25 protein-coding genes and 1 pseudogene are annotated in these 22,121 nt (G+C 71.7%); 13 read left to right on the plus strand and 13 right to left on the minus strand.

Translation table 11 applies throughout. The features are described 5' to 3' along the window. Positions 1-26: 26 nt before the first annotated feature. A complete protein-coding gene (locus tag OG737_RS12745) occupies positions 27-632 on the plus strand; it encodes a DUF4291 domain-containing protein (protein WP_328926314.1) in 606 nt (201 codons plus the stop codon). On the opposite strand, the gene OG737_RS12750 is transcribed toward OG737_RS12745, so the two are convergent. From OG737_RS12750 to OG737_RS12760, 3 genes are all read right to left on the minus strand, one after another. Further along, on the minus strand, positions 617-1,084 hold the full coding sequence (locus tag OG737_RS12750; protein ID WP_328926315.1) for an N-acetyltransferase: 468 nt from the start codon (positions 1,082-1,084) through the stop codon (positions 617-619). The two genes, OG737_RS12745 and OG737_RS12750, sit on opposite strands and share 16 nt — an antisense overlap. A 270-nt stretch (positions 1,085-1,354) precedes the next feature. After that, the gene (locus OG737_RS12755; protein ID WP_328926316.1) at positions 1,355-1,804 is read right to left on the minus strand and encodes a GNAT family N-acetyltransferase; all 450 of its coding nucleotides are present in this window, start codon (positions 1,802-1,804) and stop codon (positions 1,355-1,357) included. Between the two features lie 127 nt (positions 1,805-1,931). Beyond that, complete coding sequence (locus tag OG737_RS12760) at positions 1,932-2,660, minus strand: RNA-guided endonuclease InsQ/TnpB family protein (protein ID WP_405681399.1); 729 nt, start codon at positions 2,658-2,660, stop codon at positions 1,932-1,934. Between the two features lie 192 nt (positions 2,661-2,852). Between OG737_RS12760 and OG737_RS12765 the strand changes: the two genes are divergently transcribed. Next, positions 2,853-4,496: a DNA repair helicase XPB gene (locus OG737_RS12765; protein ID WP_328926317.1), complete on the plus strand. Its 1,644-nt coding sequence runs from the start codon at positions 2,853-2,855 to the stop codon at positions 4,494-4,496. Positions 4,497-4,698: 202 nt separating this feature from the next. Here OG737_RS12765 and OG737_RS12770 read toward each other — a convergent pair whose 3' ends face one another. Next, positions 4,699-4,884 (minus strand): hypothetical protein, encoded by a 186-nt coding sequence (locus OG737_RS12770; protein WP_328926318.1) that lies wholly within the window; start codon positions 4,882-4,884, stop codon positions 4,699-4,701. A 312-nt stretch (positions 4,885-5,196) separates the two neighbouring features. Here OG737_RS12770 and OG737_RS12775 point away from each other — a divergent pair, with 312 nt between their 5' ends. Continuing rightward, positions 5,197-7,257 carry an AAA family ATPase gene (locus tag OG737_RS12775; RefSeq protein WP_328926319.1) on the plus strand — a complete coding sequence of 687 codons (2,061 nt, stop codon included), beginning with the start codon at positions 5,197-5,199 and terminating at the stop codon, positions 7,255-7,257. A 23-nt stretch (positions 7,258-7,280) separates the two neighbouring features. Here the strand turns inward: OG737_RS12775 and OG737_RS12780 are convergent, their stop codons facing one another. Continuing rightward, positions 7,281-7,967, minus strand: coding sequence for a copper homeostasis protein CutC (locus OG737_RS12780; protein ID WP_328926320.1), 687 nt, complete (start codon positions 7,965-7,967; stop codon positions 7,281-7,283). Positions 7,968-8,077: 110 nt separating this feature from the next. Between OG737_RS12780 and OG737_RS12785 the strand changes: the two genes are divergently transcribed. Beyond that, positions 8,078-8,728 (plus strand): hypothetical protein, encoded by a 651-nt coding sequence (locus OG737_RS12785; RefSeq protein ID WP_328926321.1) that lies wholly within the window; start codon positions 8,078-8,080, stop codon positions 8,726-8,728. Between the two features lie 138 nt (positions 8,729-8,866). Then, a complete protein-coding gene (locus OG737_RS12790; RefSeq protein WP_328930321.1) occupies positions 8,867-10,099 on the plus strand; it encodes a Cmx/CmrA family chloramphenicol efflux MFS transporter in 1,233 nt (410 codons plus the stop codon). On the opposite strand, the gene OG737_RS12795 is transcribed toward OG737_RS12790, so the two are convergent. The 3 genes and pseudogenes from OG737_RS12795 to OG737_RS12805 all read right to left on the minus strand — a co-directional run bounded on the left by OG737_RS12795 (position 10,100) and on the right by OG737_RS12805 (position 12,015). Next, positions 10,100-10,369, minus strand: a complete 270-nt coding sequence (locus OG737_RS12795; protein ID WP_328926322.1) for a DUF4031 domain-containing protein — start codon at positions 10,367-10,369, stop codon at positions 10,100-10,102. Further along, positions 10,366-10,737, minus strand: a complete 372-nt coding sequence (locus OG737_RS12800; protein WP_405679648.1) for a hypothetical protein — start codon at positions 10,735-10,737, stop codon at positions 10,366-10,368. Before OG737_RS12800 ends, OG737_RS12795 begins: the two co-directional genes overlap by 4 nt. 47 nt (positions 10,738-10,784) lie before the next feature. Beyond that, positions 10,785-12,015 (minus strand): annotated as a pseudogene (locus OG737_RS12805) (RNA-guided endonuclease InsQ/TnpB family protein). A 133-nt stretch (positions 12,016-12,148) separates the two neighbouring features. On the opposite strand from OG737_RS12805, the gene OG737_RS12810 reads away from it, so the two are divergent. The 5 genes from OG737_RS12810 to OG737_RS12830 are packed head-to-tail and all read left to right on the plus strand — an operon-like array spanning position 12,149 to position 16,615. Then, entirely contained in the window at positions 12,149-13,090 is a 942-nt protein-coding gene (locus tag OG737_RS12810; protein WP_405679646.1) for a MurR/RpiR family transcriptional regulator, read from the plus strand. Positions 13,091-13,132: 42 nt separating this feature from the next. Next, on the plus strand, positions 13,133-14,080 hold the full coding sequence (gene murQ / locus OG737_RS12815) for an N-acetylmuramic acid 6-phosphate etherase (RefSeq protein WP_328926324.1): 948 nt from the start codon (positions 13,133-13,135) through the stop codon (positions 14,078-14,080). A gap of 32 nt (positions 14,081-14,112) precedes the next feature. Continuing rightward, positions 14,113-15,585, plus strand: a complete 1,473-nt coding sequence (locus OG737_RS12820) for a PTS transporter subunit EIIC (RefSeq protein ID WP_328926325.1) — start codon at positions 14,113-14,115, stop codon at positions 15,583-15,585. Between the two features lie 38 nt (positions 15,586-15,623). After that, entirely contained in the window at positions 15,624-16,028 is a 405-nt protein-coding gene (locus OG737_RS12825; RefSeq protein WP_328926326.1) for a hypothetical protein, read from the plus strand. After that, positions 16,025-16,615, plus strand: coding sequence for a GNAT family N-acetyltransferase (locus OG737_RS12830; protein ID WP_328926327.1), 591 nt, complete (start codon positions 16,025-16,027; stop codon positions 16,613-16,615). Before OG737_RS12825 ends, OG737_RS12830 begins: the two co-directional genes overlap by 4 nt. Positions 16,616-16,621: 6 nt before the next feature. Here the strand turns inward: OG737_RS12830 and OG737_RS12835 are convergent, their stop codons facing one another. Continuing rightward, positions 16,622-18,019, minus strand: a complete 1,398-nt coding sequence (locus tag OG737_RS12835; protein WP_328926328.1) for a hypothetical protein — start codon at positions 18,017-18,019, stop codon at positions 16,622-16,624. A 142-nt stretch (positions 18,020-18,161) separates the two neighbouring features. On the opposite strand from OG737_RS12835, the gene OG737_RS12840 reads away from it, so the two are divergent. After that, positions 18,162-18,368, plus strand: a complete 207-nt coding sequence (locus OG737_RS12840) for a hypothetical protein (RefSeq protein ID WP_328926329.1) — start codon at positions 18,162-18,164, stop codon at positions 18,366-18,368. A gap of 184 nt (positions 18,369-18,552) precedes the next feature. On the opposite strand, the gene OG737_RS12845 is transcribed toward OG737_RS12840, so the two are convergent. Both OG737_RS12845 and OG737_RS12850 read right to left on the minus strand, forming a co-directional pair. Further along, entirely contained in the window at positions 18,553-18,747 is a 195-nt protein-coding gene (locus OG737_RS12845) for a type II toxin-antitoxin system VapB family antitoxin (RefSeq protein ID WP_328926330.1), read from the minus strand. A 29-nt stretch (positions 18,748-18,776) separates the two neighbouring features. Further along, a complete protein-coding gene (locus OG737_RS12850) occupies positions 18,777-18,995 on the minus strand; it encodes a hypothetical protein (protein ID WP_405921532.1) in 219 nt (72 codons plus the stop codon). Positions 18,996-19,110: 115 nt separating this feature from the next. Between OG737_RS12850 and OG737_RS12855 the strand changes: the two genes are divergently transcribed. Together OG737_RS12855 and OG737_RS12860 are read left to right on the plus strand one after the other, a co-directional pair. Beyond that, on the plus strand, positions 19,111-19,947 hold the full coding sequence (locus OG737_RS12855) for a helix-turn-helix transcriptional regulator (RefSeq protein WP_328926332.1): 837 nt from the start codon (positions 19,111-19,113) through the stop codon (positions 19,945-19,947). Then, the gene (locus tag OG737_RS12860; RefSeq protein ID WP_328926333.1) at positions 19,931-20,155 is read left to right on the plus strand and encodes a DUF397 domain-containing protein; all 225 of its coding nucleotides are present in this window, start codon (positions 19,931-19,933) and stop codon (positions 20,153-20,155) included. Before OG737_RS12855 ends, OG737_RS12860 begins: the two co-directional genes overlap by 17 nt. Here OG737_RS12860 and OG737_RS12865 read toward each other — a convergent pair. Both OG737_RS12865 and OG737_RS12870 read right to left on the minus strand, forming a co-directional pair. After that, entirely contained in the window at positions 20,142-21,548 is a 1,407-nt protein-coding gene (locus OG737_RS12865; RefSeq protein WP_328926334.1) for a PQQ-binding-like beta-propeller repeat protein, read from the minus strand. The two genes, OG737_RS12860 and OG737_RS12865, sit on opposite strands and share 14 nt — an antisense overlap. A gap of 60 nt (positions 21,549-21,608) precedes the next feature. Further along, positions 21,609-22,106, minus strand: coding sequence for a S8 family serine peptidase (locus OG737_RS12870; protein ID WP_405679641.1), 498 nt, complete (start codon positions 22,104-22,106; stop codon positions 21,609-21,611). Positions 22,107-22,121 lie beyond the last annotated feature (15 nt).

Raw genomic sequence — 22,121 nt, forward strand, 5'->3', positions numbered from 1 at the left:
GGTCCGGACCCCGCACCCTGGTCCGTATGTCCAACGCCGTGTCGTTCGGAGTACCGAACCGCCAGATCCGCGCCGCCCACACCGCCGCCACCGTCACCGTCTACCAGGCGTACTCCCCGTCCCTGGGGGTACCGGCGGCCCGCGGCGGCCGCTTCCCGCCCGCCTGGAAGCGGGAGCGGATGACGTGGATCAAGCCGTCGTTCCTGTGGATGATGTACCGCTGCGGCTGGGCAGCCAAGGCCGACCAGGAGACGGTGCTGGCGATCGACATCACCCGTGAGGGCTTCGACCGGGCGCTGCGCGAGGCCTGCCTGTCCCACTACGAGCCGGGTGTGCACGCGGACCGCGGCGCCTGGCAGCAGTCGCTGCGCGCGACGTCGGCCCGCGTCCAGTGGGACCCGGAGCGCGACCTCCACCTGAACACGCTGCCGTACCGCTCGCTCCAGCTGGGCCTGTCCGGGCCCGCCTCGCGGGCCTACGCCGACGAGTGGACGGTCGCCATCAGGGACGTCACCCCGCTGGCCCGGGAGATCCACGGCCTGCTCCGCTCCGGGGACGGGGCGACTGCACAGGCGCTGCTGCCCGTGGAAACCCCGTACGCCGCGGGCCCGTTGCCTCACCTGGGCGCGTAGTCGATCCGCCCGTGCTCGAAGGGCCACGCCTCGCGCAGCCAGCGGCTCACGGCCTCGTACAGCGGGAGGTCGAGGTGGGCCCGGTCGGCGCGCACCCAGGAGCTGACCTGGACGCTGTCCGGATCGTCCTTGCCCGGGTACATGTACAGGCAGCCGATGACCTCGTCGTCCCCTTCCAGGACCGTGTAGGTGAACCCGCGCCGCTCGGCGAAGTCCCGCGCGTGCCGGGCCAGATCGCCCCCGTTCGCCTCGGCGGACATCCCCTCCACCGGCGGCCAGCCACGCCCCACGAACCCGGGCGTGGCCCTGATGTGCTCGATGCTCCCGGTCCAGGCGGCGAGATCCCGCACGTTGTGCTGCTCCCCGAGCGGCTCCAGCCGGAAGGCGTCTTCGGTGAGAGCGCGCGGCACCTCGAAGTCGGCCGGTACGAAAGTCTGCTGATCACCACTCATGCCCGGACCGTACGCGCCCGCTCCGCCAGCGTCAGCAGCTTTTCCACGGGCCACTGGTCGTCCGCGTGCTCCCCGTAGCCGGCGGCCAGCACCCGGCGGCGCGATCCAGCAGGAACACCTCGGCGCCCTCTCCGGCGCGGGCACCGCCGCGATCGCCGGACTCCCGGCGGACGAGTACCCGTACCTGACCGAGGCCGCCCGCGGCGCCCGGTCCCTCAGCCAGGACCGGGAGTTCACGGCGGCCTCGCACTGCTCCTGCGCGGCCTGGGATCAGGCTAGTTCGCGCAGCTCCAGGTCGATGTACGGCACGGTGTCGCCCGGCAGCACGTACCGCTCGACCTCCTCGAAGCCGTGCGCGAGGGCGAACCGCAGCCCCTCCGGGCTGGACTCCAGGACCACGGTCTGGATCCGCTCGGCCCCCAGCTCCCGCGCCCGGGCCAGCCCGCGCGCGTAGAGCAGCCCGCCGTATCCCCTCCCCCGGTGGCCGGGCAGCACCCGCGCGATGACGGTGCCCACCGGCTCCCCGTCCCGGGGCGGCCGCACGGTCGTGCACCCCACCACCTCGTCACCGAGGTACGCGACCTCCAGCACGTTGCGCCCGGCCCGCTCCCGCACGTCGTCGGGGGAGAGCGGATCCGTCGGAATGATCAGATTGTGCACGTACCGCCAGTCCCGCGACGTGGCGTCGTCACCCACAGCCTCAATGCGAAGATCACACATTCCCCCAGCGAACCCACCCACCTGCCGCCCCGTCAACCACCCCACGCACACAGAACCTCCCGGCCCGCGCGGCGATGGGGCAGACTGGATTGACTCCTCTCCCCACGTGATCGGGGAGATTCCTGGCTCACGCAGCCTGGCTGCCCTGCGGGCTGTCAGGTCTTCCGCGATCAGCACCAGCCGGGTCGAGACCAGCCCGGACGAGCATGACGCGTGCAGAGTTCTTGTCCCGAGTCGAGACAGCTCCGCACGCGGTGCAGGTATAGGTACGTTCCGACAGCGGAAGTGCGTGCTTGGCTCTCGCTCCGCACCGGCCGCAGTCCGTGGTGGTGTGCGCCGGGCGCACGAGCCGCAGGTCCCGGCCGTGCTTGCGCGCCATGTTGATCAGCTCGTGCTTGGTGGCGGAGATCGCCGCGTCAGCTGCTTTACGGGCCATGGTGGACTTGGCGAGGAACCGCGGGCGGAAATCCTCCACCGCAAGGTGATCGAAATCCGTCACCACACGCTTGGCCCACTTGCGGGCAGCATCCTGGCGCTGCCGGGCGATCTTCTTGTGGATCTTCGCCGCCCGCCGCTTCGCCTTGCGGTAGCCCTTCGACGCGGCCTGCCCGCGCTTCGGCTTCCGGCGGGCCATCATCCGCTGATACCCCGCCAGCTTCCCTGCGGCTTTCCTTCCGTGCTGGGCGTGCGGGAGATCATGGTCATCGCTGGTGGTGGTCGCTGTCTCCTTCACACCCCAGTCGATGCCGATGCTCCGGCCGGTCTCGGGGAGCGGCTGCGCTGCGACAGGGACGACGAAGGAGGCGTACCAGTGCCCGAGGCCGTCGCGGTACGCAGACGCTCGACGGGTCGGCAGGCAGTTCCCGCGAACCTAGGGTCGTCATCCAGTTCTCTCCCGGGAACCCGTACGACCCACACGAACGGGTGAACGACCGCGCGAGCTCACCAACGGACCGAACCCGCTGAGCCGGACCCGAGCGCCAGGTTCCCAGCTGCCTGGGGCGTACGGCACCATGGAGGTTTGACCTGAGTGAAACGGGGCGCGCGCGTGAATGGTCCACTTATCGTCCAGAGCGACAAAACACTCCTTCTCGAGGTCGACCACGAGCTCGCCGGAGCCGCGCGGCGCGCCATCGCTCCCTTCGCCGAGCTGGAGCGGGCTCCCGAGCACATCCACACGTACCGGATCACCCCCCTCGGCCTGTGGAACGCCCGGGCCGCCGGGCACGACGCCGAGCAGGTCGTCGACGCGCTCGTCGAGTTCTCGCGCTACCCCGTCCCGCACGCGCTGCTCGTCGACGTCGCCGAGACCATGGCCCGCTACGGCCGGCTCACCCTCTCCAAGCACCCCGTGCACGGGCTGGTCCTGACCAGCACCGACCGGCCGGTGCTGGAGGAGATCCTGCGGTCCAAGAAGATCGCCCCGCTCGTCGGGGCGCGGCTCGACCCCGACACCGTGGCCGTGCACCCCTCCGAGCGCGGGCAGATCAAGCAGACGCTGCTCAAGCTGGGCTGGCCGGCCGAGGACCTCGCCGGGTACGTCGACGGCGAGGCGCACCCGATCGACCTGGCCGAGGACGGCTGGGCGCTGCGCCCGTACCAGCAGCAGGCCGTCGAGGGTTTCTGGCACGGCGGCTCCGGTGTGGTCGTGCTGCCCTGCGGCGCGGGCAAGACGCTGGTCGGCGCCGGGGCGATGGCGAAGGCCAAGGCGACGACGCTGATCCTGGTCACGAACACCGTCTCGGCCCGCCAGTGGAAGCACGAGCTGGTCAAGCGGACCTCGCTGACGGAGGACGAGATCGGCGAGTACAGCGGTACGAGGAAGGAGATCCGCCCCGTCACGATCGCCACGTACCAGGTCCTGACGACGAAGCGGAAGGGCGTCTACCCGCACCTGGAGCTCTTCGACTCCCGGGACTGGGGCCTGATCGTCTATGACGAGGTGCACCTGCTGCCCGCGCCGGTCTTCAAGTTCACCGCGGACCTCCAGGCCCGTCGGCGCCTCGGCCTGACGGCCACCCTCGTACGGGAGGACGGCCGCGAGTCGGATGTCTTCTCCCTCATCGGGCCGAAGCGGTTCGACGCGCCGTGGAAGGAGATCGAGGCGCAGGGCTACATCGCGCCCGCCGACTGCGTCGAGGTCCGGGTCAATCTGACCGAGTCGGAGCGCCTCGCGTACGCGACCGCCGAGACGGAGGAGAAGTACCGCTTCTGCGCGACGACGGCGACGAAGCGGAAGGTCACCGAGGCGCTGGTCGCCAAGCACCAGGGCGAGCAGACGCTGGTCATCGGGCAGTACATCGACCAGCTCGACGAGCTCGGCGAGCACCTGGACGCGCCCGTCATCAAGGGCGAGACGTCCAACGCGCAGCGCGAGAAGCTCTTCGACGCCTTCCGCGAGGGCGAGATCAGCGTGCTGGTCGTGTCGAAGGTCGCGAACTTCTCGATCGACCTGCCCGAGGCGACGGTCGCCATCCAGGTGTCCGGCACCTTCGGCTCGCGCCAGGAGGAGGCCCAGCGTCTGGGCCGTGTGCTGCGGCCCAAGGCGGACGGCCACGAGGCGCGGTTCTACTCGGTCGTCGCGCGCGACACCATCGACCAGGACTTCGCGGCGCACCGCCAGCGCTTCCTGGCCGAGCAGGGCTACGCCTACCGCATCATGGACGCCGACGACCTGCTGGCAACGGACTAGCCTCCGGAGGGAAGCCTCCCGCCCCTGCTGGGGGCTCTGCCCGGGACCCACGCCCGCCAGGCAGACGGCATCAGCCAAATCCAGCCCCGCCTGGGGGCACCTCCCAGCGGTAGCTGGGGGAGATTGAGGCGCGGGGTCTGGGGCGGAGCCCCAGCAGCCGGCCCGCACGGGACGCCGGCGGCGGGCGGCGGGCGGCGACGGGTCAGCGGCGGACGACGCCCGCGTCCTCGGCGTACTCGCCCAGGACGACGACGCGGACGGTGGCCTCCGCGAAGACCTTCGCCGCCCGCAGCACGCTGCCGAAGCCGAAGCGCGGATGGGAGTCGGAGGTGGCGGTGGCGCCGCTAGGGCGGCCGCCCCGGATCGGGGTGAAGGTTGCGGTGCTCATGTGTCCATGGTGCGCTTCCGCGCCGCCCGGCACATCGCTCCCGGGGCGTAATCCCCGGGCGCCCCGCCTCCTCCTCCCGGCCCATGCCGCCCCCTAGTGGCTATGCCGCAGGTCTGACGCTTGCGGCCCCGCCACCCGGACAGCGGTCCCGCGGGAAGGGGACTTCCGTCCCCCGTAATCCGTTCGCGCGGATCGGGCCCCGTGGCTAGAATCTCCGCTCTTGCCGCCTCCCGCCGCCTCGTCGGGGAGAGCCGCCCGCCGGTCGGTAACCGGCGGGCCATCTGTTCCGTACCAGCAGCTGGAGGCAGTCCCGTGCCCGCGCACGCCCCCGAATCCGACATCGGCCCGCTCGCGCGCGAGCGGGCCCACCTCACCGCCTCCCGCGCCGCGCTGCGCGCCATGCGCGCCGACGTCGAGGCCCTCGACATCCGCGACGTCACCGCGAACTGGGTCAACGCGATCGTCCTCCAGGCCCAGATCGACGACCGGATCAAGGCCCTCGCCGACCTGGCCCACACCCCCCTCTTCTTCGGCCGCCTGAACTACCTGCACGCCCCGGGCGCGGAGCTCGCCGAGGGCGCGGAGGGCGAGCAGTTCTACATCGGCCGCCGCCACGTCCACGACGCCGACGGCGACCCGATGGTGATCGACTGGCGCGCGCCCGTCTCCCAGCCGTTCTACCGCGCCTCCAAGACCGACCCGCAGGACATCGCGCTGCGCCGCCGCTTCGGCTACACGGGCGGCGAGCTGACGGCGTACGAGGACGAGCACCTGTCGGACCCGGCCGAGGGGGCCGCGGTCAGCAAGCTGCTCCAGCAGGAGATCGAGCGCCCGCGCGTCGGTCCCATGCGGGACATCGTCGCGACGATCCAGCCCGAGCAGGACGAGATCGTCCGTTCCGGCCTGTCCGGCTCCGTCTGCGTGCAGGGCGGCCCCGGCACCGGGAAGACGGCGGTCGGCCTGCACCGGGTGGCGTACCTGCTGTACGCGCACCGCGACCGGCTCGCCCGTACGGGCACCCTGGTCATCGGGCCGAACCGGTCCTTCCTGCAGTACATCGAGCAGGTCCTGCCCGCACTGGGCGAGCTGGAGGTCAAGCAGGCCACCGTCGACGACCTGGTGGCGCAGGGCGGCCTGGAGGTACGCGGCACGGACGCGGCCGAGACCGCAGTGGTCAAGGGCGACGCCCGGATGGCGCAGGTACTGCGCCGCGCGCTCGAATCACATGTCACGCAGCCTGCCGAGGCGCTGATGGTGGTCCGCGGTTCGCGCCGCTGGCGGGTGCCCTCGTACGAGCTCGCGGAGATGGTGCAGGAGCTCCAGGACCGCGACATCCGCTACGGCGCGGCCCGCGACGCGCTGCCGCAGCGGATCGCGCACGCGGTTCTCGTACGGATGGAGCAGGCGGGCGAGGCGCCGGACGACCGCGTGCAGGACGCGGTGGCCCGCAATCCGGCGGTGAAGGCGGCGGTGAAGGAGATCTGGCCCCCGGTCGAACCGGCGAAGCTGGTGCTCCGCCTGCTGTCGGACCCGGATTTCCTCGCGCTGCACGCACGGGACGTCCTCACGGCGGACGAGCAGAAGCTCCTGCTGTGGGCGAAGCCGCCGCGGACCGTGAAGTCGGCGAAGTGGTCGGCGGCGGACCTGGTCCTGATCGACGAGGCGGCCGACCTCGTCGAGCGCACGCACTCCCTCGGTCATGTGGTCCTCGACGAGGCGCAGGACCTGTCGCCGATGCAGTACCGGGCGGTGGGGCGGCGCTGCACGACGGGTTCGGCGACGGTACTCGGCGACCTCGCGCAGGGCACCACCCCGTGGGCCACGCGCAGCTGGGACGAGGCGCTGACCCACCTCGGGAAGCCGCAGGCGGTGCTGGAGGAGCTGACGGCGGGCTTCCGCGTGCCGCGCGAGGTGATCGCGTACGCCTCCCGCCTGCTGCCGTCGATCTCCCCGGGCCTGGCCCCGGTCTCCTCGGTCCGCGAGACGCCGGGCTCGCTGGTCGTCACGCCGACGGCGGACCTGACGGCGTCGGTGGTCTCGGCGTGCCGTGCCTCCCTCGCCCACGAGGGCTCGATCGGCCTGATCGCGGCGGACGCCCGGATCCCGGTGCTGGCCGATGCCCTGTTGGAGGCCGGCCTGCCGTACCTGTCGCCGGGCGAGGAGACGACGGCGGCGGCCCGGCTGACGCTGGTGCCGGCCTCGCTGGCCAAGGGTCTGGAGTACGACTACGTGGTCCTGGACGAGCCCGCGGCGATCGTGGACGGCGAGCCGGACGAGCGCACGGGCCTGCGCCGCCTGTACGTCTGCCTCACCCGCGCCGTCTCGGGCCTGACGGCCCTCCACTCGGCCCCCCTGCCGGCGGCCCTGTCCTGATCCGAGGCCGCCGGAGCGGCCGGTCAGGCCAGGGCGGCCCGCCACTCGGCGACGGCCGCCGCCGACACCGGCCGCCCCCACCCGGAGGGACGGGCCGCGCCGCCGATGTGGAACCCGTCGATGCCCGCGGCGCGCAGCACCGGCAGGTGCGAGAGGGTCAGGCCGCCGCCGACCAGGATCCGCGCCCCGTACCCCGGCTCGCCGCTCCGCGCCGCCTCCGCGCGGAGCACCGCCAGGCCCTCGTCGACGCCGGCCGCCGAGCCCGCCGTCAGGTAGGTGTCCAGACCGGGCAGATCGGCCAGTGCCTTGCGCAGGCCGTCGCGGTCCGCCGCGCGGTCGATCGCCCGGTGGAAGGTCCAGCGGCACCCGTCGAGCTCCGCCACCAGCGCCTCGACCGCCGCGAGGTCCGGGCTCCCGTCCGGGTTCAGGAAGCCGAGTACGAACTCCTGCGCCCCCTCCGCCCGCAGCTCCCGCGCCGCCCGGACCAGCTTGGAGACGTCAGCGGCGGCGAAGCCGTCCGACAGGCGGAGCATCACGCGCAGCGGGATGTCGACCGCCGCTCTGATCGCCGCGAAGGTCTCGCGCGGCGGGGTGAGCCCGTCGGCGGCCATGTCGGTGACCAGCTCCAGTCGGTCCGCCCCACCAGCCTGGGCCGCGACCGCGTCCTCCACGTCGAGGGCGATCACCTCCAGGAGTGCACGGTTGCTCATTCGATGCCGTCCTTCGTCCAGTACGCCAAAATAGGTCTAGTCCAATATTAAGAGTACGGGCCTCCGCCCTCGCTCCACCAGCACCATCACGCCACCCCCACAATGTGCGCATGGACACCAGTACCCCGCGCACCGACACCACCGCTCTCCGCGCCCGCTGGCACGCGACCGCCGTCGCCGCCGGGGCGAGCGGCGACCCCGCTCCCTACGCCGACCGCCTCCTCGCCGCCTGGGCGGAGCCGCAGCGCCGGTACCACACCACCGCGCACCTGGCCGACGTACTGGCACGGACAGACGTACTGGCGCCGTACGCGGCCGACCCCGCCGCCGTCGAGCTCGCCGCCTGGTTCCACGACGCCGTGTACCGCCCCGACCGCTCCGAGAACGAGGAGCGCAGCGCCGTCATGGCCGAACGGGCCCTGCCCGAGCTGGGCATCGACGCCGACCGCACCGGCGAGGTGGCCCGGCTGGTCCGGCTCACCGTCACCCACGACCCCGCCCCCGGTGACAGCAACGGCGAGGTGCTCTGCGACGCGGACCTGGCCGTCCTGGCCGGAGCCCCCGAGGCGTACGCGGCGTACGCGGCCGCCGTGCGCGCCGAGTACGGCTTCGTCCCGGACGACGCCTTCCGCGCCGGCCGTGCCGCCGTGCTCCGGCAGCTGCTCGCCCTGCCGAGGCTCTTCCGCACGCCGTACGGCACCGCGCACTGGGAGGCCCCGGCCCGCGCCAACCTCGCCGCGGAGCTCGCCGATCCGGCGTAGGCCGGGCAGGTCGGGAGGTCAGGCGGGTCCGTACATCAGGTCCGTGAATCGGGCCCCCGAGTCTGTCAGGTCGCGGGAATTCGATCATGTTCGCCGCAGTTGGTGAGAGTCATGCCCGCAGCCTCCGCACGCCCCCGCATGCCCGTCGCCGTCTACGTCCTCGGCCTGTCCGTGTTCGCGCTCGGCACCAGCGAGTTCATGCTCTCCGGGCTGCTGCCACCCATCGCCGAGGACATGGGCGTCACGATCCCGCAGGCGGGCCTGCTCATATCCGCCTTCGCGATCGGCATGGTCGTCGGGGCGCCGCTGCTGGCCGTGGCCACCCTGCGCCTCCCGCGCCGCACCACCCTCATCTCCCTCATCAGCCTCTTCGGCCTCGGGCAGGTCGCGGGCGCGCTGGCCCCCACGTACGAGCTCCTCTTCGCCTCCCGCGTGGTCTCCGCCCTCGCCTGCGCCGGCTTCTGGGCCGTCGGTGCGGCCGTGGCCATCGCCATGGTCGACAAGGACCAGCGGGCCCGCGCGATGGCCGTCATGATCGGCGGCCTGTCCATCGCGAACGTCCTCGGCGTGCCCGCGGGCGCCTTCCTCGGCGAGCACCTGGGCTGGCGCTCCGCGTTCTGGTCGGTCGGCGCGGCCTCCGCGATCGCCCTCGCCGGCATCCTGGCGCTGATCCCGAAGATCCCGCTGCCCGCCGAGAAGCCCTCGGTCGGGCGGGAGCTGCGCATCTACCGCGACCGCCAGGTGCGGCTCTCCATCGGCATCACGGCTCTGGCCGCGGGCGGCGTCTTCTGCGCCTTCAGCTACCTGTCACCGCTGCTCACCGAAGTGGCGGGGCTGGAGTCCGGCTGGGTCCCGTGGATCCTCGGCCTCTTCGGCGTCGGCGCGCTGATCGGCACCACCATCGGCGGCAGGGTCGCCGACGCGCACCTGTTCGGCGTGATGATCTGGGGCATCACCGCCTCGACCGTCTTCCTGACGGCGCTCGCCCTCCTCGCGTCGGCGCAGGCCGCGGCGGTCGCCCTCTCGTTCCTGCTCGGCGTCTCGGCCTTCTTCACCGCCCCCGCGCTCAACGCCCGCATGTTCAACGTGGCCGGCGCCGCCCCGACCCTGGCCGGAGCCACCACCACGGCCGCCTTCAACCTCGGCAACACCGGCGGCCCGTGGCTCGGCGGCACCGTGATCGACGCGGACCTCGGCTTCGCCGCCACCGCGTGGGCGGGCGCGGCGATGACGGTCACCGCCATCGCCCTCACCGCGATCGCGCTGCGCCTGGACCGCCGCACGCGGCCCACCGCCACCCGCGTGATCGCGTCCTCGGCATCCGCCCCGGCCGCCGTGGCCACCCCGGCCGCAGCGACCGAAGGGCTCTAGCTAGGCCTGTGCCCGGCCCTTCGGGCGGCGCAGGCCCGCCGCCGTGAGGCGGCGGACCAATTCCTTGCTGCCGATCTCCACCGCGCCCGCCCGCACCGCGTCCGCGTACCGGTACGAGGGCACGTCGTAGTGGTCCCGCTCGAACGCCCGCGGCGGGCAGCCGATGGCCGCCGCGAAGGCGTGCAGCTCCTCGTACGAGACGTCGCTGACCAGGTGCGACCACATGCGGCCGTGGCCCGGCCAGGTCGGCGGGTCGATGTAGACGGTCACCGGTGGAAGACCGGGCCGAGGCCGCCCACCGCCGCCACTCTCACGCCCGCTTCCGAGCACACCCAGTGCGGGTCGGGTCCCAGTTCCGGCTCCACGTCCAGCGCGTGCGGGTCACCGTGCGCGCAGACGGGACAGAGCGGCCAGCGCCCGTACTTCTCCAGCAACGCGTCCTGCACGTCCTGGGCGACGAGTCCGGCCAGGTAGTCGACCCCCTCCGGCCACTGCTCCACCCACCACCGGCGGTGCGTGACCGAGTCCTCGACGAGGGAGACGACATCGGCATCGGCGACCTCACCGGCGGCGAGATCGGCGAGAACAAGTGCACGTGCGACGTGCAGCGCCTGTTCCAGGGGGGTCGCGTGGTCCATGGGCCCATTTTGACACTTCCTGTCCATACCCGAACAGAATTTCTACCTCACGCTGCCTGGCGGACCGGCGGTCCGTCGGGTCTTCCACGATCAGCGGTAGCCGGGTCGAGACCAGCCCGGACGTGGGGGCACCTCCCAGCGGTAGCTGGGGGACATGACGCGTGCGGAGTTCTTGTCCCGAGGTGAGACGGCTCCGCACGCGGTGCACGTGTAGGTACGTTCCGACAGCGGCAGTGCGTGCTTGGCTCTCGCTCCGCACCGTCCGCAGTCCATGGTGGTGTGCGCCGGGTGCACGAGCCGCAGGTCCCGGCCGTGCTTGCGCGCCATGTTGATCAGTTCGTGCTTGGCGGCGGAGATCGCCGCGTCAGCTGCTTTACGGGCCATGGTCGACTTCGCGAGGAACTTCGGGCGGAAGTCCTCCACCGCGATCCGATCGAAGTCCGTCACCACGCGCTTGGCCCACTTGCGGGCGGTGTCCTGGCGCTGCCGGGCGATCTTCTTGTGCGCCTTCGCGGCCTGCCGCTTCGCTGTCCGGTATCCCCTTGAGGCGGCCTGCCCCCGCTTCGGCTTCCGGCGAGCCATCATCCGCTGATACCCGGCCAGCTTTCCGGCCGCCTTCCTCCCGTGCCGCGCGTGTGGGAGATCGTGGGCATCGCTCGTGGTGGTTGCGGTCTCCCTCACACCCCAGTCGATTCCGATCGACGCGCCAGAGGCGGGAAGCGGCTGTGCCCCGACCTCTACGACGAAGGACGCGTACCAGTGGCCGAGGCTGTCCCGGTAGACGCGCACGCTGGACGGGTCGGCGGGCAGATCCCGCGACCACACCACCGTCAGCGATATGCCGCCCGCCAGGTGCAGACGGCCGTCCTTCAACCGGAAACCACGCTTCGTGTAGTTGAGTGTCGGATCCGCGACAGCCTTCTTCTTGAACCGGGGCATGCCCGCACGCTGCCGAACCGGCATGCGCGCCTTGATGTCCTTCAACGCTTTCGCGCGGGACGTGGCGAAGTCACGGACGACCTGCTGCTGCGGCACCGACGCGCCCTCACGCAGCCAGTCACGCTCACCGCGCCAGCCGGTCAGCGCCTTGTCGAGACCGGAAGGCTCGCACTTCTCCCTGGCCTTGTGTGCCGCCCGGGACGCGCTAACGCATTGGTTCCACACCCACCGGCACCGGTCCCACTCACCCAACAAGGCCGCACCGGCGGCAGACGACAAGCGAAGCCGAAAGGTGTACCGGACGCGCCGGACCTCTCCCACCTCCGCCAATTCCGTCATGTCGCCAACCTAGAGCCGAAGTCCGCTCCCCTACCCGGAACCCCGACGCCCCATCCGAACGAGTGACCGCCCCCCGTACGCAGACGCCTCGTGGCGGCTTGACGCCCACTCCTGGTGAAAATAACTTTCACATGTGAGCGAGAACGCGAAGGAAGTTTTCACCCGCCCCACAACCTGTGTCGCGAAGGCCTCACAGTCGGCCCCGCCAGCCTCCTCCCTCCGGGCGCGCGTGCGCGGCCTCGCCCCCTCGATGACCCGGTCCGTGCTGGCCGTCGCCGAAGCCGTCGCCGCCGACCCCGCGGGCTGCGCCCGGCTCACCGTCTCCGCCCTCGCCGAGCACACCGGCACCAGTGAGGCCACCGTCGTCCGCACCGCCCGCGTGCTCGGCTACCCCGGCTACCGCGACCTGCGCCTCGCCCTGGCCGCGCTCGCCGCCCAGCAGGAGTCCGGGTCCGCTCCCGCCGTCACCGTCGACATAGCCGTCGACGACTCCCTCGCCGACGTCGTCGCCAAACTGGCCCACGAGGAGGCGCAGACCCTCGCCGACACCGCCGCCGCGCTCGACCTGACCCAGCTGGCCGCCGCCGTCACCGCCCTCGCGACCGCCCGCCGCGTCGACATCTACGGCATCGGCGCGTCCGCGCTCGTCGGCCAGGACCTCGCCCAGAAGCTGCTGCGCATCGGCCTGATCGCGCACGCCCACAGCGACCCCCACCTCGCGGTCACCAACGCCGTCCAGCTGCGTCCCGGCGACGTGGCCGTCGCCGTCACCCACTCCGGGTCGACGGGCGACGTCATCGAGCCGCTGCGCGTCGCGTTCGAGCACGGCGCCGCCACGATCGCCCTCACCGCCCGCCCCGGTTCCGCCGTCACCCACTACGCCGACCACGTCCTGGCCACGTCCGCCGCCCGCGAGACCCAGCTGCGCCCGGCCGCCATGTCCAGCCGGACCAGCCAGCTCCTCGTCGTGGACTGCCTGTTCGTCGCCGTCGCGCAGCAGACGTACGAGCGGGCCGCGCCCGCGCTCGCCGCCTCGTACGAAGCACTCGCCCACCGCCACCGCACCACCCGCTGAACACCCGCCGGACCGCCCGCCGAACCGCCAGGAGCCGCGCCCATGACCGCGTACGCCGAACTCCGCGCCCAGCTGGAGACGCTCACCACCGAGGCGTTCCGGCCCGAACTGGCCGAGATCGACCGGCTGTCCACCCTCGACATCGCCCGCACCATGAACGCCGAGGACGCCACCGTCCCTGCCGCCGTCGCCGCGCAGCTGCCGCTGATCGCCGCCGCCGTCGACGCGATCGCGGCGCGCATGGCACGCGGCGGGCGCCTGGTCTACGCGGGCGCCGGTACGGCCGGCCGGATGGGCGTCCTGGACGCCAGCGAGTGCCCGCCCACCTTCAACACCGACCCGGCGGACGTCGTCGGCCTCATCGCGGGCGGCCCCTCCGCCATGGTCGCGGCCGTCGAGGGCGCCGAGGACTCCAAGGAGCTGGCGGCGCAGGACCTCACCGCGCTGGACCTCTCCTCCGACGACAGCGTCATCGGCATCTCCGCCTCCGGCCGCACCCCGTACGCGATCGGCGCCGTCGAGTTCGCCCGTACGCGCGGCGCACTCACCGTCGGCCTCTCCTGCAACGCCGGCTCCGCGCTCGCCGCGGCCGCCGACCACGGCATCGAGGTCGTCGTCGGCCCCGAACTGCTCACCGGGTCGACCCGCTTGAAGGCCGGTACCGCGCAGAAGCTGGTCCTCAACCTCATCTCGACCATCACCATGATCCGCCTGGGCAAGACCTACGGAAACCTGATGGTCGACATGCGCTCCTCGAACGAGAAGCTGCGCGCCCGCGCCCGCCGCATCGTGGCCCTGGCCACCGGCGCGCCCGACGCCGAGATCGAGGCCGCGCTCACCGCCACCGACGGCGAGGTCAAGCACGCCGTCCTCGTCATCCTCGGCGGCGTCGACGGCCCGGCCGCCGCCGAACTCCTCGCCACCTCGCAGGGCCACCTGCGAGCGGCCCTCGCCCTCGCCCCTTCGCACGCCCACGCCCGGACCCGCTGACCTCCCCCACCTACGGCAAGGCGAACCCCACCATGTCCACTGACAAGAACCGCGCCACAGCCGCCGCGATCCTTCCTCTGGTCGGCGGCCCGGACAACATCACCTCGATCGCGCACTGCATGACCCGCCTGCGCATCACCCTGCGCGACCGCTCACTGGTCCGGGACGAGGCCCTGAAGGCCCTGCCCGCGGTCCTGGGCGTGGTCGAGGACGACACCTACCAGATCGTGCTGGGCCCGGGCGCCGTCGCACGCGTCACCCCGGAGTTCGAGGCACTGGTCGAGGAGGGCCGCCGGGCCGCGCCGCACTCGGTCACGGCGGACGAACTCGCCGCCCGGGGCGCGGCGCTCAAGGAAGCCCGCAAGGCGCGCAACGCCACCCCCTTCAAGCTGTTCCTGCGCCGCATCGCCAACATCTTCGTCCCGCTGATCCCGGCCCTGATCGGCTGCGGCATCATCGCGGGCCTGAACGGCGTGCTGACGAACACGGGCTGGCTGCCCGCCGTCGTCCCGGCACTCGCCGCCATCGCCTCCGGCTTCATGTCGCTGATCGCGGTCTTCGTCGGCTACAACACGGCCAAGGAGTTCGGCGGTACGCCCGTCCTGGGCGGCGCGGTCGCCGCGATCATCGTCTTCCCGGGCATCACCAGGATCGAGGCCTTCGGGCAGCAGCTCTCCCCCGGCCAGGGCGGCGTCCTCGGCGCGCTGGCGGCCGCCGTGCTCGCCGTGCACGTGGAGAAGTGGTGCCGCAGGTGGGTCCCCGAGGCCCTGGACGTCCTCGTCACCCCGACCCTCACCGTCCTGGTCTCCGGCCTGGCCACGATCTTCGGCCTCATGTTCCTCGCCGGTGAGGCCTCCGCCGCCATCGGCACCTTCGCCGACCGGCTGCTCGCCACCGGCGGCGCCTTCGCGGGCCTGGTCCTGGGCGGACTGTTCCTGCCCCTCGTCATGCTGGGCCTGCACCAGGCCCTGATCCCCATCCACACCACGCTCATCGAACAGTCCGGCTACACGGTCCTGCTGCCCATCCTCGCCATGGCGGGCGCGGGCCAGGTCGGCGCGGCCATCGCGGTCTACTACCGCCTCCCGCGCAACCGTTCCCTCCGTACGACCATCAAGTCCGCTCTCCCGGCCGGCTTCCTGGGCATCGGCGAACCCCTGATCTACGGCGTCTCCCTGCCGCTCGGCCGCCCCTTCGTCACCGCCTGCGTCGGCGGCGCGGCCGGCGGAGCCTTCATCGGCCTCTTCAGCCAGCTGGGCATCACCTTCGGCTCCACCGCCATCGGCCCCTCGGGCTGGGCCCTGTTCCCGCTGCTGGACGGCAGGTCGGGCATGGGCGCGACCATCGCCATCTACGCGGGCGGCCTGGCCGTCGGCTACCTGGTGGGCTTCGTCGCCACGTACTTCTTCGGCTTCACCCGCCAGATGCTGACCGACCTGAACACCGCTCCCGAACCCTCCCCGGATGCGGTGTCCGACCCCCCGAAGGAACCCGCCCTGACCTGACCCGTGCCCTTCGGGCGGGGAGCGGCGATGATGCTGCCATGCAGCTCCCCGCCGAATCCGTGTCCGCCGCCGCGCTGATCGAGGTCGTACGCCTCACCACGGAACCGGTGCGTCCCGCCGATCCGTTCACGGGTGACTCCGTCGCCCTGTGGACGGCCGAGGAGGCCGCATCGGCCCTGGACCTGATCGTCTCGCTGCCGGGCAGCGAACAGCACCGCTGCGGCTACCACCCCGGATGGGCGGTCCGCGCGTACGACAGCGATCTCGTGCTCGCGCTGTTCGAGGCGCAGTTCTGCTTCGGCTGCCACGAGGTACGGCTCCACGGCCCGGCCGTCCCGCCCCCGCTGGCCAAGCAGTTCTTCGACCCCGCGGCCCCGGAATCCCGCGTCCTGCTCGCCCGCTTCCGCGCGGCGGCCACGGCACCGGACATGATCACTCCATGACCGACTTGATACCCGATGTGGTCCCCGCCGGGCGGATGAGCGCCGTGCCGCAGCCGCAGCTCCCGCTCCCCGGCGGGATGCTGCTGCGTCCCTGGGCCCCGTACGACGCCCCCGCGCTGGTCGAGTCCTGCCTCGACCCGGAGATCCGGCACTGGAACCGCCCGGACTCCCTCACCCTGGCCGGGGCCGAGGACCGCATCGCCCGCTGGCACGGGCGCTGGCAGGCCGAAGAGGCCGCGGTCTGGGCCGTCGCCCCCGCCGCGGGCGGCCCGGCCGTCGGGCTCATCGGCGTGGCCGACCTCGATCTGCGCGGCGGCAGCGGCGAAATCGTGTACTGGCTGCTGCCCGCCGGGCGCGGCGCCGGGGTCATGGTCCGGGCCACGGACCGCGTCAGCCGCTGGGCCTTCGACGACCTCGGCCTGCACCGGCTGCGCATCACCCACTCGGTGGCCAACCCGGCCTCCTGCGCCATCGCGACGAAGGCCGGCTTCCCGCTGGAGGGCACCATGCGCGGCGCCCTCCTCCACGCGGACGGCTGGCACGACGAGCACCTCCACGCCCGCCTGCGCACCGACGCCCCGGTGTAAACCGGGCTACTCGGCCGGGCCCGCCGCCTTCCCGGTGGAGCGGGCCTTCTCCAGGAGCTCCTTGTAGGGCGTCTCCGCCGTGGTGCCACGCACCTGCGTGAGGCCGTACCGCTCGATGGCCTTTTCGTTCGCGTAGGGCCGGTTGGGATCGAAGGATATCCGTTCACCCGGTGGTGACACATCCACATTGATGTGCGGCCACTCGCCGCCGGCAACCTTCCACACGGTTACGCGCTGCCGACCGCGGGTCACGTTCAAGATTTCACTGCTGTTCGAGATCTCGGCCCGGTACCTGTATTTCGCATGGGGCGGATCCCCTTTCTCGTGTTTCGCTTCGAGCCTCCGACCCTCCACCTTGGAGCGCTCGTAATCACTGGTCATCATCATTCTGTCTTTCCTGATCACGTACACCTCGGCCTGGGCCCTGATGGCTTCATAACCGCGCCCCACCGGATCCTTTATCTCAACGACCGCATCCTGCGCCACCTCTTCCCCCGGATTCAGCGCGAGGCCCGGCTGAACGAACTCGCCATCGTAGATCAAGTCATAGTCGGCCATCTTCACGTCCGGGGGACTCGCAGGCGCGCCATGGATCCAATAGATGCTGGCGAGGACGTAGACGGGCACCTGTCCGGCGTTCTTCACGTACAGATGGACCGTCACATACATCGGCGCCCCATCCTTTTCTATGTTCGCCTCCTTGAACTCCGCCCCACTCTGTATCAGCGGGGTCGTCACATAGGGAACATAGACCTGCGAATACGCCAGGTTGGCGGCGGCCAGAAGGGTAGAAACGATCACTCCGATCGCAATCTTCCTGGGAATGCGGAGACCCTTCCATGCCCGGTATCTGACCAGTTCGAACAGGGCCACCGAAGACCAGACGGCGAGGGCCATCCCGATCAGGGTGTAGCCGGTGAAGCGTTCACCGATCTGCAGCAGAAGAACGGACATGCTACAGAGGAAGGCGATCACGACTCCGACCAGAACGACCACCCCCGAGTAACGCCATCGCCGCGTTTCCCAGAAGTCGACAGCAGCCGCGGCGGCGATCAGCTCCACCACGGCCACGACAAGAATGGTCAATCCCGCGATGCGTCCGCCGTAGGTCAGGGCATCACCACTGTCCGCTATTCCGATCTGGAACAGCGGAAATGCGGTCACGAGGAGGCCGGCGACCACGCAGAAGCCGGTGGATCGCCGTAGCCACGCTTGGTCCGGCCAGACAGTGCCGTCCTCACCGAGCCAATGGATGGGGTGTCCGTCTGCCACACCCTCACGACTCAGGAGTTCCTTGAGTTCCTTGTCGGACCAGACCCTGCCCACCGACCTGCCGTCGATCAGAACTTTCCGCAAGCCGAGGTCATCCGGCGCTCCCACGGTCACCACACGCGTGTTCGCCATGACACCAGCCTGCCGCTTGTCCGCGGGAGGCGCCTCTGGAGCGCGGGCCCCATGAACACCCCCGCGCCAGGGTGCACCCGACACGTCTCAGGGGGAAGCTGGTGTTGACGTGTTGGTGCCGCTCATCCCCGCAGGAGCCCACATGCGTACCCGACTTCTCGCCTTCACCGCCGCCCTCGCACTGGCCGTTCTCGGTGCCGCAGTTCCCGTTGCGCAGGCGGCCGTGCCGACCGTCACCGGACCGGACTGCGTGAAGGACAAGGGAACCGTGGAGTACGACGCCACCACCGGCCTGTATACCTGCGTAGGCGGCCCCCACCACGACGGCGAGCTCATCACCACGACCTGAACGCCGACCGCACGCGCCTCCAGCTTCTCGATGCCGAGGCCGGTGATGAACAACCCGTGCTCGGCCCGGATCTCCCGGCGGGCTTCGGCGACGGCATCCAACAGCCGCGCCCCCGGCCGCTCGCAGCGCAGCCCGAAGTACCCGCCGAAGTCCTCGACCACGCATCCCTGCGGCGGCCGGGCCTTCAGCCCGATGGCGCCCCGGGCACCGGCGCGGCCCCCTCGGCGTGCCGCCGCCGGGCCGCCACGAACTCCGCCAGCACGCCGTTGATCGTCGCCCGCTTACTGGTCGTGCCCAGGATTTCCGCCGCCTCGGCGAGAAGTGCCTCGTCCAGGTCCACCAGGGCGCGTGACAGCGCCTCTTCCAGGCGGGCGGCCATCGCATGACGCCGGCCGCGCGACGCCCCGGTCACGGGTTGGCCCGCTCGTGGAGTACGGCGGCCAGCCGGAGCGCGGTGTCCAGGTTGCAGCGGCCCAGGTCGACCAGCGGCAGCCCGTACGTACCGGCCGCCGAGACCCGCTCCACACCCAGGGACGGGAACAGCACCCCTACCCCGGCCAGGGATTCCCTCAGCCGCCGGACGGCCTCCTCGGCCGCCTGCGTGCGCTCCTGTGGCGTGAGCACCATGACATGTCACCTTTCTACTCTGCGTATCCGACTTCAGTACACAGAGTGGCGACGCGCTCGCTAGCCTTTCAACGCGGACACCGCAACAACCGCACGTGTTGGCCAGGGAGTTGCCATGGCAGGAAAGAACCTCGACCCCTCCTCCTCACCCCGCGCCCTGCTCGGCGCCGAACTGCGCGTGGCGCGCGAGCGCGCCGGCCTCAGCCAGGCCGAACTCGGCGAACCGCTCTTCGTCAGCGGCTCGTTCATCGGCCAGCTCGAAGCGGGCACGCGCCGCATGCACCTCGAATTCGCGCGGCAGATAGACGACATCCTCGACACGGGCGGCTTCTTCGTCCGCAACTGCGGGGCCCTGGCCAAGTCCAAGTACCCGAACCACTTCGCTGAGGCGGCCGAGGCAGAAGCGGAAGCGAAGACAATCCGCGAGTACGCGCCCTTGGCACTGCCGGGGATGCTCCAGCCGGAGGCGTACGCCCGGGCCGTCTTCCTCGCCTACCAGCCCACGGCCACGGAGGAGGTCATCACCGAGCTGGTTACGAACCGGCTAGACCGCGCCAAGCTGCTTTCCGACCCAACAACACCGTTGTTTTGGTGCGTGCTCGATGAAGCCGTCCTTCGGAGGATCGTCGGCAGTCGGGCGGTGATGGCGGAGGCCTTGCGTCACATCGCGGCCCTGATCCGTGCACGCCGGATCTTCGTGCAGGTACTGCCGTTCAGCGCAGGAGCACACTCGTCGATGGGAGGCACCTTGAAGCTGATGACCTTCGAGGGCGCTCCTCCACTCGCCTACGTCCAAGGAAACGCCATAGGCGTGCTGTTGGACGATCCGGCCACTGTTACCCGCCACTCGCTGACCTACGATCTCCTCACGGCCAGCGCGCTGTCACCCACCGAATCGCTGGCCGTGATCGAGTCCGCGGCGGAGGATTACGAACATGACCAGCACGCGTGAGTACGACCTGTCTGCGGCCACCTGGCACAAATCCAGCTACAGCGACGGCACCGGCGGCGACTGCCTGGAGATGGCCACCTGGCGGAAGTCCCCCCACAGCGGAGCCAGCGGCGGCGACACGGTCCCCGTCCGGGACTCCAAGGTCCCCGACGGCCCCCACCTCACCTTCAACGGCCCGGCCTGGGCCGCCTTCGTCACCAGCCTCTGACCCACCCCAGGGCGAAGAACGCGGGCAGTTCGCCGCCCGCGTCCAGGTTCACGAACGTGTAGCCCTCGGCCGTCTCCGGGTAGATCTCGAACCGCCTGCCCAGCGGGACGTCGCGGAGGATCGTGGGCTCGGCCTTCCGCCTGCCCGTGCTCCCGTCCAGGTGCCACAGGTACGTCCGTGCGGCGGTCGACGTCACCACGTCGGCCCCGCCCGGACTGCGGCCCTGCGCGATCCCGAGGACCGTGGCGCCGTCGAGCGCGGCGTGCCAGACACGGTGGCCGTCCACCAGGGAGTACGCGGAGACACCCGGGACCTTGTCCTTCACCGGGGTGATCAGCAGGTCGCCGCTGACCAGCGGTCCGGGCTCCGTGAGCAGGTCCTCCCGCGGGCCGGACACCGGCACGGCGCCCCGCTCGTGCCCGGAGTCGTCGAACAGCAGCACCGACTCCCCGGCCCGCAGCGCGATCGGCCGCGCCGACACCATCCGCAGTTCCGTGTGCGGGCCCGTCGTGCGCAGCGGGCTCTGCCAGGCCACGGTGCCGGTCCGCGCGTCCAGCGCCGTCAGCCGGGCCGGGCCGCCGCCGCCGGAGCAGTCCTCGACGTACAGGACCCGGCCCCCGGCCCCGTCGAGCGCGCGGACCTCGCAGCCGGCCGGGACGGGCGCCCGCCAGAGCTCGGCGCCCCCTCGCAGGTCCAGGCCGAGCAGGGCGCCCTGCGTCACGGCGACGGCCGTACCGTCCACCGCGGCCACCACCGACGCGTCCCGGTCCCGGGACGGCGCCGCCGGGAAGTCCTTGGCCCACAGCTCCCGGCCCTCCCGCAGGTCCACGGCCGACACCCGCGCGCCGCAGCCGTCCGGAGTCCGCGCGGAGGCGACCAGCCCGGTCTCGTGCGAGGTGGCCCGGCTCAGGGCGCACAGGGTGGTGCCCTCGGCGGCGGCCACCCCGCCGGCCGAGCGGCCCTCGCCGTTGTAGACGAACACGCCGTCCGTACGGGCCCGCACCAGCCCCTTGGACGGCAGCAGCCAGGCGCCGACCGGCCGGGCCGACTCCGGGTTCTCGCGCTGCCACCAGGTCCACACGTACATCTGCGGGCCGCGCATCCACGCGTACGCCTCCCAGGCGGGCCACAGCACGGCCAGCGCGAGCACCACCGCCAGCCAGCGGACCGGCGCACCCCGGGCGCCACGACGCCCCCGGGCCAGCAGCACGTACGCGAGGAGCCCCAGGGCCGGGGTGAACACCAGCAGCCAGCCCTTGCCCCGTGACCAGTCGACGAACGCCATCCTGCCGAGCAGGACCAGGTACAGCGCGGTCACGGCGGCGACCGCCACGCCGGAAACGAACAGGGCGCGCGACAGAAACCGCGCGCCCCGAGATGTGCCGTTGTCCATGATCCCCCCTCGGGCGCAGCCTAGTTGGCGCGCCCAAAGGGGGCCGGTCAACGGGCCCGGTCAGAGGCCCGAGGTGAACAGCAGCTGGTTGGGCGTGCCCTTGCTGATCTTGAGGACGGCGTCCTTGGTGGACTCGTCGGTCACGAAGTTGGCGATGTCCGCGGGCTGCTCGGAAGGGTGCGCCTGCTTGTAGAGGGCGATGACACCCGCGACGTGCGGCGCGGCCATGGACGTACCGCTCAGGGCCATGCTGCCGCCGCCGACCGTGCCCGCGACGTGCGTGCCGTGGCCCTGGCAGTCCTGACCCCTCTGGAGGGCGGCGTCCGGCATCGCGTCGAAGCCGAAGGTGGCTCGCCCGTCGAACTCGGCGTGCTCGCAGTCGATGCCGGTGTCGAGGATGTACGCGTTCACTCCGGAGCCGCTGCCCTGGGCGGTGTAGTTGTTGTCCAGGGCCAGCTCCCGCTGGTCGATCCGGTCCCGGCCCCAGGAGGCGGACGGGGCCCTGCTCGCACCGGCGGCGGGCATCTTCGGGGCGGCCACCTTCGTGTCCTCGTTCACCGCCGCCGGCTGACC

This window comes from Streptomyces sp. NBC_00122 (assembly GCF_045160845.1).
Lineage (GTDB): Bacteria > Actinomycetota > Actinomycetes > Streptomycetales > Streptomycetaceae > Streptomyces.